Annotated in this window: 13 protein-coding genes; 9 read left to right on the plus strand and 4 right to left on the minus strand. The window is 44.1% G+C overall.

Going from position 1 to position 15,658, the window contains the following annotated elements; all coding sequences use genetic code 11:
- Positions 1-174 precede the first annotated feature (174 nt).
- On the minus strand, positions 175-861 hold the full coding sequence (mtgA, locus tag AOT82_RS05450; RefSeq protein ID WP_071002140.1) for a monofunctional biosynthetic peptidoglycan transglycosylase: 687 nt from the start codon (positions 859-861) through the stop codon (positions 175-177).
- Positions 862-1,069: 208 nt separating this feature from the next.
- Here mtgA and AOT82_RS05455 point away from each other — a divergent pair, with 208 nt between their 5' ends.
- The 4 genes from AOT82_RS05455 (at position 1,070) to AOT82_RS05470 (ending at position 4,692) form a co-directional block, all read left to right on the plus strand.
- Positions 1,070-1,381: a glutaredoxin family protein gene (locus AOT82_RS05455; protein WP_058024101.1), complete on the plus strand. Its 312-nt coding sequence runs from the start codon at positions 1,070-1,072 to the stop codon at positions 1,379-1,381.
- Positions 1,382-1,419: 38 nt separating this feature from the next.
- The gene (locus AOT82_RS05460; protein WP_071002141.1) at positions 1,420-2,607 is read left to right on the plus strand and encodes an alpha-hydroxy acid oxidase; all 1,188 of its coding nucleotides are present in this window, start codon (positions 1,420-1,422) and stop codon (positions 2,605-2,607) included.
- 106 nt (positions 2,608-2,713) lie between these two features.
- Positions 2,714-3,736, plus strand: coding sequence for a rhomboid family intramembrane serine protease (locus AOT82_RS05465; protein ID WP_071002142.1), 1,023 nt, complete (start codon positions 2,714-2,716; stop codon positions 3,734-3,736).
- A 140-nt stretch (positions 3,737-3,876) separates the two neighbouring features.
- The gene (locus AOT82_RS05470) at positions 3,877-4,692 is read left to right on the plus strand and encodes a MipA/OmpV family protein (RefSeq protein WP_071002143.1); all 816 of its coding nucleotides are present in this window, start codon (positions 3,877-3,879) and stop codon (positions 4,690-4,692) included.
- Positions 4,693-4,837: 145 nt separating this feature from the next.
- On the opposite strand, the gene AOT82_RS05475 is transcribed toward AOT82_RS05470, so the two are convergent.
- Positions 4,838-5,929, minus strand: coding sequence for a DUF4238 domain-containing protein (locus AOT82_RS05475; RefSeq protein ID WP_071002144.1), 1,092 nt, complete (start codon positions 5,927-5,929; stop codon positions 4,838-4,840).
- Positions 5,930-6,119: 190 nt separating this feature from the next.
- The gene (gene fumC, locus AOT82_RS05480) at positions 6,120-7,523 is read right to left on the minus strand and encodes a class II fumarate hydratase (protein WP_071002145.1); all 1,404 of its coding nucleotides are present in this window, start codon (positions 7,521-7,523) and stop codon (positions 6,120-6,122) included.
- A gap of 156 nt (positions 7,524-7,679) precedes the next feature.
- Between fumC and AOT82_RS05485 the strand changes: the two genes are divergently transcribed.
- Together AOT82_RS05485 and AOT82_RS05490 are read left to right on the plus strand one after the other, a co-directional pair.
- Complete coding sequence (locus AOT82_RS05485; protein ID WP_071002146.1) at positions 7,680-8,396, plus strand: 5-formyltetrahydrofolate cyclo-ligase; 717 nt, start codon at positions 7,680-7,682, stop codon at positions 8,394-8,396.
- Positions 8,396-8,650, plus strand: coding sequence for a hypothetical protein (locus tag AOT82_RS05490; protein WP_071002147.1), 255 nt, complete (start codon positions 8,396-8,398; stop codon positions 8,648-8,650). The genes AOT82_RS05485 and AOT82_RS05490 overlap by 1 nt, the downstream gene beginning before the upstream one ends.
- Before the next feature lie 113 nt (positions 8,651-8,763).
- Here the strand turns inward: AOT82_RS05490 and AOT82_RS05495 are convergent, their stop codons facing one another.
- A complete protein-coding gene (locus tag AOT82_RS05495) occupies positions 8,764-10,125 on the minus strand; it encodes a Na+/H+ antiporter family protein (RefSeq protein WP_071002148.1) in 1,362 nt (453 codons plus the stop codon).
- 425 nt (positions 10,126-10,550) lie between these two features.
- Between AOT82_RS05495 and lon the strand changes: the two genes are divergently transcribed.
- From lon to AOT82_RS05510, 3 genes are all read left to right on the plus strand, one after another.
- Positions 10,551-13,151 carry an endopeptidase La gene (gene lon, locus AOT82_RS05500; RefSeq protein WP_227517187.1) on the plus strand — a complete coding sequence of 867 codons (2,601 nt, stop codon included), beginning with the start codon at positions 10,551-10,553 and terminating at the stop codon, positions 13,149-13,151.
- Positions 13,152-13,294: 143 nt separating this feature from the next.
- Positions 13,295-14,419, plus strand: coding sequence for an META domain-containing protein (locus AOT82_RS05505; protein ID WP_071002149.1), 1,125 nt, complete (start codon positions 13,295-13,297; stop codon positions 14,417-14,419).
- A 30-nt stretch (positions 14,420-14,449) separates the two neighbouring features.
- On the plus strand, positions 14,450-15,484 hold the full coding sequence (locus AOT82_RS05510; RefSeq protein ID WP_071002150.1) for an META domain-containing protein: 1,035 nt from the start codon (positions 14,450-14,452) through the stop codon (positions 15,482-15,484).
- Positions 15,485-15,658 lie beyond the last annotated feature (174 nt).

Genomic DNA, 15,658 nt, shown 5'->3' on the forward strand with positions numbered 1-15,658 from the left:
AAATCGATACAATAAGATTAAACGCTATTTTTCTTGCTTGCTGTGACTATGTCTCCAGAGGCTGCGAAAAATAGCGTTTAATCAAATGAATTTATTATCCTGTATCGTTTTTATTTAGACTTAACTATATTATTCTTTCCCGTTATTCTTGTTGTTAAGGCTTCTTTTAAAAGATTAAGACGCTTGCGGTAATACGGCGTTTTTCATGCGTTTTTTGATAATACGTTGCTTGTTGCGCAAGCCTCTGTCACCTTGATTGTCTTCGTAATACTTCGGATTGGTAAGCATCCCAATGAGGAGCGCTGATTCGTCTCGGTTCAGATTGGCCGCAGATTTATCAAAATAATGGTGCGCGGCGGCATCGATACCATAGATACCATTACCAAATTCTGCCACATTAAGATAAGCGGTCAAGATACGCTCCTTGTCCCACAGTGTTTCTATCATGACAGTAATGACAGCTTCTTCTGCCTTACGTACATAAGAGCGATGCGAGGTCAAAAACAGGTTTTTTGCCAGCTGTTGGGTGATGGTTGAACCACCAGCGGACATTTTGCCCGTTTCTTCATTTTTCTTTTGTGCCGCTTTGATACCGTCGATATCGAAGCCATTGTGCTGGCTAAACGTGGAATCTTCACTCACGATCGCTGCTTGTTTGACAGACTTGGCGATGGCATCGTACTCAGCCCATGTCTGCGTAACGGTACCGCCCGTTAGACGATGGGTTAACATAAACATGCTATTGTTGATTGGCTGTGTTTTCCAAATTAACAGTAGTCCGGTGACCAAAATATGGAATGCCACAACCAATAATACAATTGCCAACAACAGACGTTTTATGAACTTACCAAAACTTGTCATGCGTGATATCCGAGTGATTAAAAAAGTAATAAGCTGAGAGAAAATGAATAATCTTAGACAGGAACTCATCTTACCTAATCTCACAATCGCTGTCATTATTTACACCACTTCTTTATGATGTAATAATGAACCAACTATTTTTTACTTTTTATCAAAATAGCCTAATAATCAGCATTTTTTGGCATACTTTAAGCTCAGAGATCTCACCATGCATAATAATAGTATAGAAGTATTACGAGCGCGTGTTATTGCCGCAAGCCCAAACCTCAATACTACTGAGAATAGCAATCAATGGTGGCTACTAGGGACCTCTGGCTGTCATTTATGTGATATCGCTGAGCAAATACTTGCACAGTTTCAGTCGGTACAACCAATCACTTACCAAAATGTCGATATTGCAGACTTTGATGAGGCGCTTATGATGGATTTTGCCACGTCTATCCCTGTGATTTTGACTCCATCACAGCGATTAAATTATCCGTTTTCAGTGATGGATTTGCAGCAACTGCTTACGTCATAACATCAAACCGTCTATACATTATTTGTAGTGAGGATCCTATGATAAATCTAGAAAAAATGACCGATATTGAAGATCTGCGCCGTGTCGCTGAGCGTAAAGTGCCGCGTATGTTCTATGACTATGTCGATTCAGGCTCGTGGACTGAGACCACCTATCGTAATAACGAGACTGACTTTGACCGTATCAAGCTGCGCCAGCGCGTATTGGTCGATATGGATAACCGCAGTCTGGCAACGAGTATGATCGGTGAGCCAGTCAAGATGCCTGTAGCCATCGCCCCAACGGGATTTACCGGCATGATGTGGGCAGATGGTGAGATACATGCCGCACGCGCCGCTGAAAAATTCGGCGTGCCCTTTTCACTCTCAACCATGAGCATTTGCTCTATCGAAGATGTCGCCACTCATACTAGTAAGCCGTTTTGGTTTCAGCTCTATGTCATGCGCGATCAAGACTTTATGGCCAATCTGATTCGCCGTGCCAGAGATGCCAATTGCTCAGCACTTATCTTGACCGCCGACTTACAAGTGCTTGGACAACGTCACAAAGACATCAAAAATGGTCTATCCGCACCGCCCAAACCCACATTAACCAATATCATCAACCTCATGACCAAGCCGCAATGGTGTATGAATATGCTGGGCACCAAACGTCGCACGTTTGGTAATATCGTCGGTCATGCACAAAATGTTGAGGATCTGTCATCACTCTCTGCTTGGACGGCAGAGCAATTCGATCCACGTCTGAGCTGGGACGATGTAGCGCGTATCAAAGACATGTGGGGCGGTAAACTTATCATAAAAGGTATCATGGAGCCTGAAGATGCTATTATGGCGGCTCGCAGTGGCGCGGATGCCCTAGTCGTCTCAAACCATGGCGGTCGTCAGTTGGATGGCGCGTTATCTTCTATCTCTGCCCTCGCAGACATCGTACAGGCAGTCCATGCCGAAAACAGCGACATCGAGGTGTGGCTCGATAGCGGGATTCGCTCAGGTCAAGATGTACTAAAGGCTATCGCATTGGGCGCAAAAGGCACGATGATCGGTCGCGCTTTTCTCTACGGATTGGGAGCGTATGGTGAAGACGGGGTGCGCCGCGCGCTTGAGATTATCTATAAAGAGTGTGATATATCTATGGCATTCTGTGGTCATACCGATATCAATACTGTCACGGATAATATCTTGGTAAAAGGCACGTATGAAAACCTCAAAGTGGGTCGTTTTTAGAGCGGCTTAATGTCTAGCGATCGACGTTTAAAACTGGCTATACATAACATAATTTGCTCATACCCTTTATACTGTCTCTATAACTTTTTGATGACAGTTAGCCTTTATGACCATTCAACAATTATTAAAAACAGCGCCCGTCACTACCCTGCTATTAGCCAGCTTTATCGGGCTATTTGTCATGCAGCTAGTCACGGGCGTCGATGCCAATAACCCGTCAACTGAAGCGTTAGTTAAATGGGGTGCCAACGCCTTACCCTTAACGATGATGGATGATCCATGGCGCTTGGTGAGTAGTGCGTTTTTGCACATTGGTCTCATGCATCTCCTATTTAACGGCTTTGCCATGTATTTTTTTGGGCAGATTGCCGAGCCGATATTTGGCTCAGCCAAGTTTTTGGCATTGTTTTTACTAGCAGCCATCGGTGGTAACTTGCTCAATAACTATGTCACATGGCAAAGTATCATAGAAGGAACAGGACAGCCCGGCCTATCAGCGGGAGCTTCTGGTGGTATCATGGGTATCGGTGCGGCGTTACTGATCGCTGCCCTGTTTAAAATATCGGTCAATGGCATGGTACTCAATCTCAAGAGCTTGATCATCATCATGGCGATTAATTTGGTTTATGGCTTTGCCGTACCGGGTATCGATAATGCCGGTCACATCGGCGGCGCGATTACTGGCTTGCTTATCGCCTTGCCTATTGCTCTCGTTTATCGTAAGCGAGAGCTGGCACAGCAAGCAGCTATGGCGCAAGCTCAGCAAGCTTATCAAAACGCGGTCCAAGCGAACTATGCAAGCAATCATCAGCCAAGCTATCAAACGAGCTTACACGATAATCAGCGCGGTAATCCGCCGCTTACCAATATATTTGCTGATAATAATATCCAAACCCCTGTAGACTTAAACAACACCGCAGATACTGCCGATTTCGACCAAAGTGGTGGCTATATAAATAACTACCCCACTTATATTGATCCCAAGAAATTTGCACCAGAGCCTGTTAACGTGAGCATAATCTGGCAACTATTGCCATGGCTTGCGATGCTGATTATTAGTATTGGCTTTGTCTGGTGGTGGCAAGATATTCATCAGCAAATCCTACAAGTGCTAAAAGCCATTGAGTAAATGCGCGTATTTATCTATCATTGCTAAATAACTACCAATAACAGCCGAATTATTTAGACCATTTATTCTTATTCGCTTTTTGCTCGTTTTTTACCTGATCTTACTACCCCGTTATTTATACTCACTTACGAGACCCAATTATGTTAAAACTTGCAGCGCAACCTCACTTCTCTACGCGAGCCATGCTGAGCACGTTAACTGCTACGGCATTACTCAGTGTGTCTAGCCTGTCTAGTGCCATCCCTTTTCTTAATAAAAACCTACCGACTGACAAAGACGCCGAATTGAGCGTTGGGGTCAATGTCATGGCGGTAAAATCCGCCTATGATCTCGAAGACAGCACTGAAGTGCGTGTGCTACCGGGCATTTTTTATGACAATAATAGGATCTATGCGCGCGGTGCTCAAGCGGGTGCGTACTTGATCAATGATGGTGTCAATCAGCTCTCTGCTTACGCGCAGCTCGCAGGGAATTCGTTTGATCCTGATGATGCTAATGGTGCCCTGCAAGGTCTCGATGAGCGTAAACTATCTGCAGAAGCAGGTATAAGCTACCAGCGTCGCACGCCTATCGGTGCGTTTCGTGGTCAGTTTGCGACCGATGTGTTGGACGAAAGTGGCGGTAATACTGGTCGCTTAACTTACCTTGCCAAAATTACTAGAAACAAGCTGACGGTCTATCCAAGCATCGGCTTTGAGTATCATGACGCGGCCTACAATGAATACTACTATGGCGTCAGTGAAGAAGAGTCAGCGGAGACAGGCGTTGCCGCTTATAAATCTAACTCGAGCTTGAATCCGTATGTCAGCGTTAGTGCCAACTACGACTTTAACGATAAATGGGCAGGGTTTGCCAATCAAAGCGTGAGCTATGTACCTAATGAGCAATACGATAGCCCAATGGTTGACTCGCGTACTGATGCTACGACCACGCTTGGATTGCTTTATAAGTTTTAATTGAGATTAGATTTTTGATATGAAAAAGCCGAGCATTTTGCTTGGCTTTTTTGTAGGTAGTTTAGATAAAAACATATTTTGAGTTTTAAGAAATCAGAGAAATTTAGTTTAGTTGTTCGAATAAGATTACTTTTACTGACTCTAGCTAGCCTTTGCGGATCGACATTTTATAAAAATCACTTCGCCCTGTTTTTTTTACTACTGCTTGACGAACAAAATCATCATACGTGTCATTTGTCATTATAAACCCATTTGGCTTCCAATTTATTACTCTAGGCCATATTGGTGGTGCAGCGTAAACAGTTTGAGAGACTTTGAAGAATTTTTGGTTCACTTTAATTTCAGAAACGTCAATTCGATTTTCATCTTTTATCTTGCCATCAGAATTATCTGAAATGTAAAATTCTGTTTTATGACCTTGCAAAGATTTTGAATACTCTACTTCGTTATGAAGACTCTCTATATATAGGGCACTATCTGGATTTGCTGTGTATATATTAGCTCGACAATTCAGTAACTGAAGATAGTTAAAAGCATCTATATCATACCTATTTTTAAGCTGAACCCACCCTTTTATATTAGCAATACTATAAACATCTTTATCATAGGCCAACATAAGAATTCTAGGAGTAAGAGGTAAAATAAATAGTGCTCCTGATGACTGTAATCCAAAAGACCTAAATTGCACTTTTTTATTGAGAAAATACCATCGATTTGTGAGTACTGCTGGATGGTCTGAGGTTATGAAATCAGTTTTAGTATTGTTCTTTAAAATACAAACCTTTAAGTCATGAATTAAATGCCTATTTTTTAAGATCGACTGTATTACTTTGTGAACAACTTTTTTAACTTCCATTTTAATGTCAATAGAAAGCAAGGTTTTTATATCTTGTTCAGTTGATTCAGCAGTAGACTTAGCGAACTCCTCAGTTCTTGCACGTTGAAGTAGCCAAAATTCTATGAGAAATAGCTTGTCATTGTCTGTCAGAACGTGATTTATGTTTTCAAGATTGCGAACTATTTCAGAGAACTGACCTTCAATCGGCTGTAACGCTTTTTCCAATGCAAGATCTTCACCATAGAAATAGTTCCTCGAACATTGATTTTTTATAGGTGCATTTTTAATTAGCTTTTTTCTGTCCAAGTTATAAACACAGATGGCCGCTTTTGATTCATCTATGGAGAAATTTTTTAGATAACACTGAGGTACATAATGTTGGTTCTTATTGGAAGCCATTTTTTGCCTCATTGAATGTAATTTTGATATTGAGAGTAAACTTAATACGATAATAAGTAAATCGTATTATCTCTATAGCAAATGAAACAACTAATAGTTAAAAGTAGTATCAGATCCAAAATCGAAAACAAAAAAAAGACCTTGCCATACGACAAGGTCTTTTTACTATTCTAAAAAACTATTAGATAGCTTACTTAGGATGTACCATATCAGCAGGAATGACCCACTCATCAAACTGCGCTTCAGTTAATAGCTCCAGCTCAACCGCCACCTGCTTCAACGTTTTGTTTTCTTTATAAGCCGTCTTAGCGATTTTTGCCGCGTTTTCATAACCAACATGACGGTTCAATGACGTCACTAGCATCAATGAGTTATGCAAGAAGTCATCGATTTTTTCTTTGACTGGCTCGATACCAACCGCACAGTTTTCGTTGAAACTGTTGCACGCATCGCCCAGTAGCTTGATAGACTGTAATAGGTTAAAGGCGATCACTGGCTTATACACGTTTAGCTCAAAGTTACCTGACGCGCCCGCCATGCTGATAGTCGTATCGTTACCCATGACCTGAGCGACAACCATAGTCATTGCTTCTGACTGCGTTGGGTTTACTTTGCCTGGCATGATAGAAGAGCCTGGCTCATTTTCAGGAATCGTCAACTCACCCAAACCACAACGAGGACCTGATGCCAACCAACGTACGTCGTTAGCGATTTTGTTTAAGCTAGCGGCTAGTGTTTTGAGTGCGCCTGATGCAAATACTTCTGCATCACGAGCGGCTAGTGCTTCAAATTTATTTGGGGATGTGACAAATGGCAAGCCCGTCAAAGTCGCTAGTTGCTCAGCTGCTTTTACTGCATAGTCAGGATGGGCGTTTAGACCAGTACCAACCGCAGTACCGCCTAGTGGCAATTCATATAGACCTTGTAGCGCATTGTCGATGCGAGTCAATGCATGGTCAAGTTGGCTGACATAACCGCTGAACTCTTGACCTAAGGTCAAAGGTGTAGCGTCCTGCAAATGTGTACGACCAATTTTAACAATGCTATCGAATTCTTTGGACTTTTTATCTAAGGTATCACGTAGCGCTTTGACCGCTGGGATAAGTAGGCTATTGATCTGACGCGCAGCAGCGACACGAATCGCCGTTGGGAAGCTGTCGTTGGTAGACTGTGCATGGTTCACATGGTCATTTGGGTGAATTGGCGTGTAGCTGCCACGCTCAGAACCCGCGATTTCGTTAGCACGGTTAGCAAGCACTTCGTTCATGTTCATGTTTGACTGTGTACCTGAACCCGTCTGCCATACGACCAATGGGAACTGATCAACCAGACCACCATTGATGATTTCGTCAGCGGCTTGTACGATAAGATCACGCTTGTCACCTTCGATACGCTCTAGGCTTGCATTGGTAATCGCAGCGGCTTTTTTGACCAGTGCCATCGCTTCAATCATTGGACGCGGCAAAGTCTCGCCACCGATTTTGAAGTTTTCGCGGCTACGCTGTGTTTGCGCGCCCCAATAGGCATCAGCTGGGACTTCTACGTTACCCATGGTGTCTTTTTCGGTACGAGTTGCCTGATTCTGTGTCGACATAACTACCCTCTTTGATGGTTTGTTGTTTTATGACTGCTCTAAAAAATGCAACATCCGCTGCACATAAAGGAGAATACGATATAAAGTGGCATTATGATAGCATGACTAGGACGTGTTGAATATTCACAAATCGCTTTGGTCAATGCCTAAAAACGAATGTCTAAAAGCGCCCCTCATCAATCTGATATGTCATTGGATAAGATACCTATGCACTCTGAAACCATGCCCACTGAGTCAAAAATGCTTAACTCACAAGAACCTACGCTAAGTAATCCACCCAGACGGCACTTCACTCGCCAGCGTCGTCAATTAAGTGATGGCGCGCGTAGGAATATGGCGCAAGCAGCGAGCTTGCATTTGAGCAAATTACAGCAGCGGCTATCAAAAAATGCACGTATTGGGCTATATTATGATGGATTTGGCGAGCTACCCACTCAGCCACTGCTGGATTGGTGCATATGCTTAGGCTATTCTCCTTATTTACCTGTCGTTGGTTCTCTCGGTCGTACTAGTAATGGCAGTGATGATAAACGGTTGCGTTTTGTACCTGTTTACCACTCAAAACTAATCAACCTCCCCACTCGCATTCATCAGCTCGGCATGAAACAAAATCATAGCCGCGCTCTGCTCTGGGCGTCAGAATTAGATATGATCATCTGTCCGTTAGTCGCGGTAGATAAACACGGCAATCGTATGGGCATGGGTGGCGGTTTTTATGATACGACGCTTGGCAAAAGCTATCGCTCAGGGGCCAAGAAACCATTAAAAATTGGCTGGTGTTATGACTTTCAAGTGGTTGAACAATTAGCGCGTCAGCCGTGGGATGTGCCATTAGATGGCTTAATTACGCCAAGTGGCTTAAGGTGGTTTTAATGAAAGACGATGAACAATTTGAAAAAGACTCTAGCGCTGCTGTTTCCAGTGCAGACAGTGTGGATGAATATTTGCAAACATTAGGCAATGAGGACGCTAGAGAGCAACGTTATTACAGTCAAGAGCAGCCGTTTAGCACTGATGAGATGACACGATTAGTCAATGAAGAACGCTTAAATGAGCTGCTCGCGCAAAGTGATGCGTTTTTGAGCAGTTTGAACGGTGAGATTGAGGATTTTGATGAAGATTGTTAAAAATATAGGCAGTTTGAGCAATTAATAGAAACGAAAAAAGGCGAGTATAGTAACTCTTTATGCTAGTTGCTATACCCACCTTTTATATCAAACCCAATCATTCAAATCATTTACTAAAGCACCATCGCCGCAATCCAGCCAAATGCCAGTAGCGGAATATTGTAGTGAATAAAGGTTGGCACCACACTGTCTTTGATATGGTCGTGCTGTCCATCGATGTTAAGACCCGATGTGGGACCCAATGTCGAATCTGACGCAGGAGAACCGGCATCACCCAGCGCGCCAGCTGTACCGATAATTGCAACCGTTGCTAATGGCGAAAACTCTAAAGAGATACATAGCGGCACATAGATCGCGGCCAAAATAGGAATGGTCGAGAAGGACGAGCCGATACCCATAGTCACAATCAAACCGATCAAGAGCATGATAAATGCTGCCATCGCTTTATTACCACCGAACAGTGACGCCGCCCCATCAACGAGTGGCTGAATCTGCTCTGTCGCTTTCATGACTTCAGCAAAACCTTGCGCGGTAATCATAATAAAGCCAATCATCGCCATCAATTTGATACCATCATTAAAGACACCATCAGCATCACGCCATTTCACCACGCCTGTCGCCATAAACACGCCAAAGCCAAACATCGAGCCAAGTAGTAGCGAATCAGTGTATAGCTGCACGACGAAAGCCGTCACGATAGCAGCCAATGCAACCAGCGTCTTTAGCTTGCTTTGCGACTGAGCGCCAGCGGCTGTTTTACTTAATGCATCGCCTTCTACGACGGCATCATGCGCTTGCTGATCTATCGCAATCTGCTGATACTCGCGCGGCTTACGGTAACTGATAAATACCGCGACCAGCAGACCAATGAGCATGCCAAGCGCAGGAATTGCCATGGCTTTCACCACAGAAATATTGGCAACATCAATGCCCGCTTCACCGACGTTTTTTAGCATAATTTGATTGAGGTAAATATCACCGAACCCATACGGTATAAACATATAGGTGGTGACCAGTCCAAAGGTAATCAGACAGGCAATCAGGCGGCGATCTATCTGCATACGGTTGAACGCCAAAAGCAGCGGCGGTACCAGCAGTGGAATAAAGGCAATATGAATAGGGATTAGGTTTTGGCTAAAGCAGCTCATGGTAATGAGGCCTGCAAACAGCATATATTTAATCATGCCACTCGTGCCCGCAGCATCAATGCGTCTAATCACCGCCCCTGCCAATGACTGCGGCAATCCCGAGTGCGCGATCGCCACGGCAAACGCCCCTAGCAAGGCATACGATAGCGCAATCTGTGCGCCATTACGGATACCTTCTTGAAAAGCATTGAGCGTATCGGTAATACCCAGACCTGCTAACAATCCACCTGCTAGCGCCCCGATTAATAAACTGAGCACCACGTGCACGCGCGAAAGTGACAGTCCTAGCATAATAATAACTGCCAGCAGTACCGCATTGATGGCCATGTATTGCCCCTTGCTCTTTATAACTTGGTCTCATTGAGACCGATGAATAGTAACACTGATGAATATCGCTGTGCTGTCTAAAACGTCTTAATGTCGGCTCGTTTCTCAGACGCGTTTTTAGACGGGCGCCAGTTTACCTTATTTTGGATATAAAGCCCATGCATAGAACCGAATTAGACACCCGCATCTCACACACGCTCTCGCTATCTAATGGTGAGATTTTACTTATTTAATGCAGACACAGCATTTTTAATCCAACTTTTTAATCCAATAACCGCATTGAAACGTCGGTGTTTGTCGCACTATTTAACAAAGATAACTGTGCATCTTTGCCAATGAGACTTGCAATTTTATCTGTGGACACCATTTATCTAGACATGAACCACGAACTTGACTTTACAAGTCCGGGGAAAGAGGAAAAATATATGAGTGAACATAAAATTACCCAAGACAATATCGACATTGATGTCGACGCTTCATCTACTGCTACAAACAACAATGAGGCAGAGGCCTTGTCGAATGCAGCACAAAAAGCGGCGTCAACCAATGAGACAGACACTGGTCTTGATAACACTGACTCTAATAATAAAGATGTAAACGACAACCAAGATGAAAGCTACTTGCCACTCTTGGCATTGCGAGATGTGGTTGTCTACCCGCACATGCAGATTGCCTTGTTTGTGGGACGTGCGCCATCGGTGAAAGCCGTTGAGCTGGCACAAGCTGAGTATGGCAACAAAGTACTGGTCGTCGCCCAAAAAGACTCATTGACCGAAGACATTGATCAAGACAACTTGTATCAATACGGTACGGTGTGCCGCATCGTCAGCACCATGCCGCACGATAGCGATGAGAACTGCATCAAAGTACTCATCGAAGGTCAATATCGCGCCCGTGTCGACAATATCGAAAGTCATGACGACTTATTGATGGCGAGATTTGAGCGTGCTGATCTTGATGTCAGCATGGATGAGAGCCAGAAGAAAAACACTATTCAGGCGTTGACCACCCTGTTTGAAGGCTATGCGGATGCGCGTCTGCGTAATGCCCGTGAGCTAACTCGCGTGGCCAAACGCATCGATGATTTGCTTGAACTGGTTTATTTCATCTCAACCCGCGTGTCAATGGATTTGGATGTTAAACAGTCGTTCTTAGAAGAAAATAATATCAAAACGCATATCAACACCTTGACGGAATATCTGGTCAAGCAAAGTGCTGAGCAAAATATCGAGCAAGATATTCAAGATGCGGTCCGTCAGCAGATGGAAGACAATCAGCGCGAGTACTTCTTAAATGAGAAGATGAAAGCGATCAAAAACGAGCTATCAGATCTCAATGATGGCGCGTTTGATGGCGAAGATGATGTCGCTGAGCTAGAGCAGCGTCTAGAAGATGCTGACTTGCCAGACGATGTGCGCAAAAAAGCGGAGCAAGAGTTTAAAAAGCTTAAAATGATGCCACCTGCATCAAGCGAATCGTCAGTGGTACGCAACTACATTGAGTGGATTTTGGATACGCCGTGGAATGCGACGACCAAAGTCTCAATCAATCTAGACAAGGCAAAAACGGTCTTAGACGAAGATCACTATGGCTTACAAGATGTCAAAGATCGCATCTTAGAATATCTCGCCGTACAATCACGCGTGAAAAAACTGCGTGGCCCGATTCTATGTCTCGTCGGTCCTCCAGGTGTTGGTAAAACCTCGTTGGGTGAGTCGATTGCGCGCGCAACGGGTCGTAAATTTGTCCGTATGGCACTAGGCGGCGTACGTGATGAAGCGGAAATCCGCGGTCATCGCCGTACTTATATCGGTGCGATGCCGGGTAAAATCGTGCAGTCACTGGCAAAAGTCGAAGTGAAAAACCCACTATTCTTATTGGATGAAATCGATAAGATGGCGCAAGACTTCCGCGGCGATCCAGCATCAGCATTGCTTGAAGTATTAGACCCATCACAGAACGACACCTTTAACGACCATTATTTAGATATGGACTTAGATTTGTCGCAAGTGATGTTTATCTGTACTGCCAACAGCATGGATATTCCACCTGCGCTACTTGACCGTATGGAAGTCATTCGTCTGCCGGGTTATACCGAAGAAGAAAAGGTCAATATCGCACAGAAATACCTCGTACCAAAAGCGATCAAGAATAATGGCCTTAAAGAAGGTGAAATTGAAATCGTTGAAGCGGCCCTACACAGTATCGTACGAAGCTATACCCGTGAAGCAGGTGTGCGTAACCTTGAGCGTGAAGTCAATAAAATCTGCCGCAAAGTCGTTCGCGATTCGGTTGAAACTCATGGCGCGCGCGCTCCGAAAAAAGCGGAACGTCAGCTAGTGACTGTCGATGACAAGAACATCGATGACTATCTAGGTGTGCACCAGTATGACTACGGTCTGGCGGAAGAAGAGCCTGAGATTGGTCGTGTCACTGGTCTTGCGTGGACACAAGTGGGCGGCGAGCTGCTTACTATTGAAGCGGTCGCTATGAAAGGTAAAGGTGAGCTTAGCTTCACCGGCTCACTTGGCGATGTGATGAAAGAGTCGATTCGTGCGGCGATGAGTGTGGTGCGTGCTCGCGGTGACAGTCTTGGCATTGACTATGAGACAGTCAAAATCACGGATATCCATGTGCACATGCCAGAAGGCGCCACGCCAAAAGACGGTCCTTCTGCTGGTGGTGCATTGACGACTGCACTGGTCTCTGCCTTGACAGGTATTGCCATTCGTCCAGATATCGCCATGACAGGTGAGATTACCTTGCGCGGCAAAATCCTACGTATCGGTGGTCTCAAAGAGAAGCTACTGGCAGCGCATCGCGGCGGCATCAAGCATGTCTTGATTCCAGAAAGTAATGAGCGTGATTTGGCTGATATCCCTGATAATGTCAAAGAAGGCTTGACCATTCAGCCAGTTGCGACGATTGAAGAGATTTTAAAGGTTGCTTTGGTAGATATGCCAAAACCGCTCAAGCCTGCAAAAGTAACGGTTGATAAAACGGCAGGCAAAGCGCTACACAACTAATTGAGTATTCGTTAGTCAATGCTTAAAACATAAAAGCCGCTCATCACTATGATGGGCGGCTTTTTTTTGGCAATAATAAACAACAATCTCTCTAGAGCCTTGTGATATATTTTAGACAAATGTTTATTTGTTGGAAAGTTATAATGTCAAATAATTTACGGATGCCTTTAGCGATAATAAGCGCCTTATTACCTCTCGCCCTACTAGGTTGCCAAACAAACAACCTCAATCATTCAGCGCAAACCAGTACCGTCATTGACGATAAAAACTGGTCAGCGGCTACCCTCAAACCCAGACTGTTTCAAACCATTACAGGCTATAACTGGCAATTAACACAGATTAGTGATGATAAAGGCAAACTCACACGCCTCAACCTTCAGCCGCCGCTAATGATGGACGTTCGCCCAGACCTGTTAACTTTTGATGACGGCTGTTACCGATACATCGTGTCCTTTGATATGTGGCTGCCTCTACCTTATCCTTATACACAAGCATCAATACAAGATACAACTAAATCACCAGTCACGGCTGCTGATTGCACTGCGATATATCAAGCAACTACCCAAGATTGGCGCGGTAATACAATCATCCCTAGCGATACAGCACATCTATTAAACGCAACTTTTAAGCCTTATGCAGGAACGAATTTTACATTTGTTCCCGCGCTGCCTCAGTCAGTACGTGCTACCAAAACCTTAGAAAAACAGCTGGCTTTAAGAACGGATAAGGGCAAAACCCTAATCTTTACGGGCACGCCTAAACCTGAACGCTCCGTAGCTGGCATACTACTCACCAATGAATTATTAGAGGGCTATCGTTGGCAACTGTTACAAGTGACGGACCAAACAGGCGCCGTCATGAGCGAATTTACGCAGACAGAAAAGCCCATCACCCTTTCCTACGGTTTGGATAACTATGGTGGCGATGAAAGTGACGAAAAAAATGGTTTTGAGTCAGGTATATATGGTCAAAGCTTTGGTATCTCTGTTGGCTGCAACGGCGTTAGTGGGCCTTATGCCCTTTCTGTCAATCAGAATTTACTCACTGGCGGTTTTCCTTCCACAATGATGAGCTGCGGTGACGCTATTGATGACATTGAGTCACGGCTTCGACGTATGATGGCCTATAGCACGAGTCGACTGATCTTAACGCACGCGGATAATAAGGCAAAGGCAACTATAGAGCAGTCAGAGCAAAACTACTTACTCACCCAAACGCTAGATTCTGGCGAGATGTTGGTTTGGAAAAATATCAAAAAAAATAAATAAGCCATTCAACACTGAAAAAAGGACACACTCATGAAAAAACTGATGCTCGCCAGCGCGTTATTTTGCAGTACTGTGCTTGCCATATCAGGCTGTCAGTCGATGAGTAAAAATACCGTATCCGTAGCGTACAGTACCACACAAGCCGGTACGCTCGATATTCCAAAGAATCAAGTCATGCAATGGAGTAGTGGCTACAACTGGCAACTGTCAGAAGTGACGCGAGATGATGGTCAGCTTATCCCTATCCAAAGTACGAACCCCATACGTTTGGCTATTGATCCAGGTAGACTGCATTTTTATCAGGGCTGTACGCACGATAAAATCGACCTATTCTCTGGTGCACCCCCATTCAGTTATAGCAGCTATATTGTACAGCTACCTGCGACCTGCACGAACAGCAGTACTGATGACTATAATATTCGCACGTTGTTTGAGGACTATGGTACGTATATGTTTGGGATTAAGTTACTACCTACAACATCCCTAACAGCACAGGACGATACCACAGCCTCGCCAAAGCGCCTTGCACTGACTATGGAAAATGGCAACCAACTTATCTTTACAGGGATAGCAAAACCGCTACTTTCACCACCGATAGGGTTACCAATCAGTACTAAACTGCTAGCGAACTATAAGTGGCATTTGGAAAGCGCGGTTGCCAATCATTATGACGAGCAAGGAAAGCTGATGAATAGAGAACCGATTAGTGATTTTTATCATCCTGATTATCCCATTTCATTCGAGATTTTTAGTCAATCTGAAAATTCAATCATCTCTTTTGGTTCGAATTGCAATGGCTCTGGTGCACCTTATTTTCTACTTGACGATAATACGCTAAAGGTTGGCATGATTATCAGCACAATGATGGGCTGCGGCGAAACAGGCAATCGCATTGAAACCACGCTATTTAATTTTATGCAGGAAAGCAGCAGCACCCTGACGTTAAGTATGCAGCTACAATCAGCAACAGGTAATACAGGCGATTATCCACGTTATAACCTACTGCAAACCATGGCAACAGGCGAAACGTTAATTTGGAAAAATGAGCCAAAGAAAATCCCTTAATACATTTTCAAACCCATACGTTACTTACATTTATTAACCGATTGTTGCGCATTTAATGAATAACTATAGGGTTTGCTTGGCTATACTGACGATGATGTTAACGAATATCGATACGCGCTCTAACAGAACAATAAATACAGATATTTGTGACTTTAACTACGTTCTAAATAATGA

It is taken from the genome of Psychrobacter sp. AntiMn-1 (assembly GCF_001854065.1).
GTDB lineage: Bacteria > Pseudomonadota > Gammaproteobacteria > Pseudomonadales > Moraxellaceae > Psychrobacter > Psychrobacter pacificensis.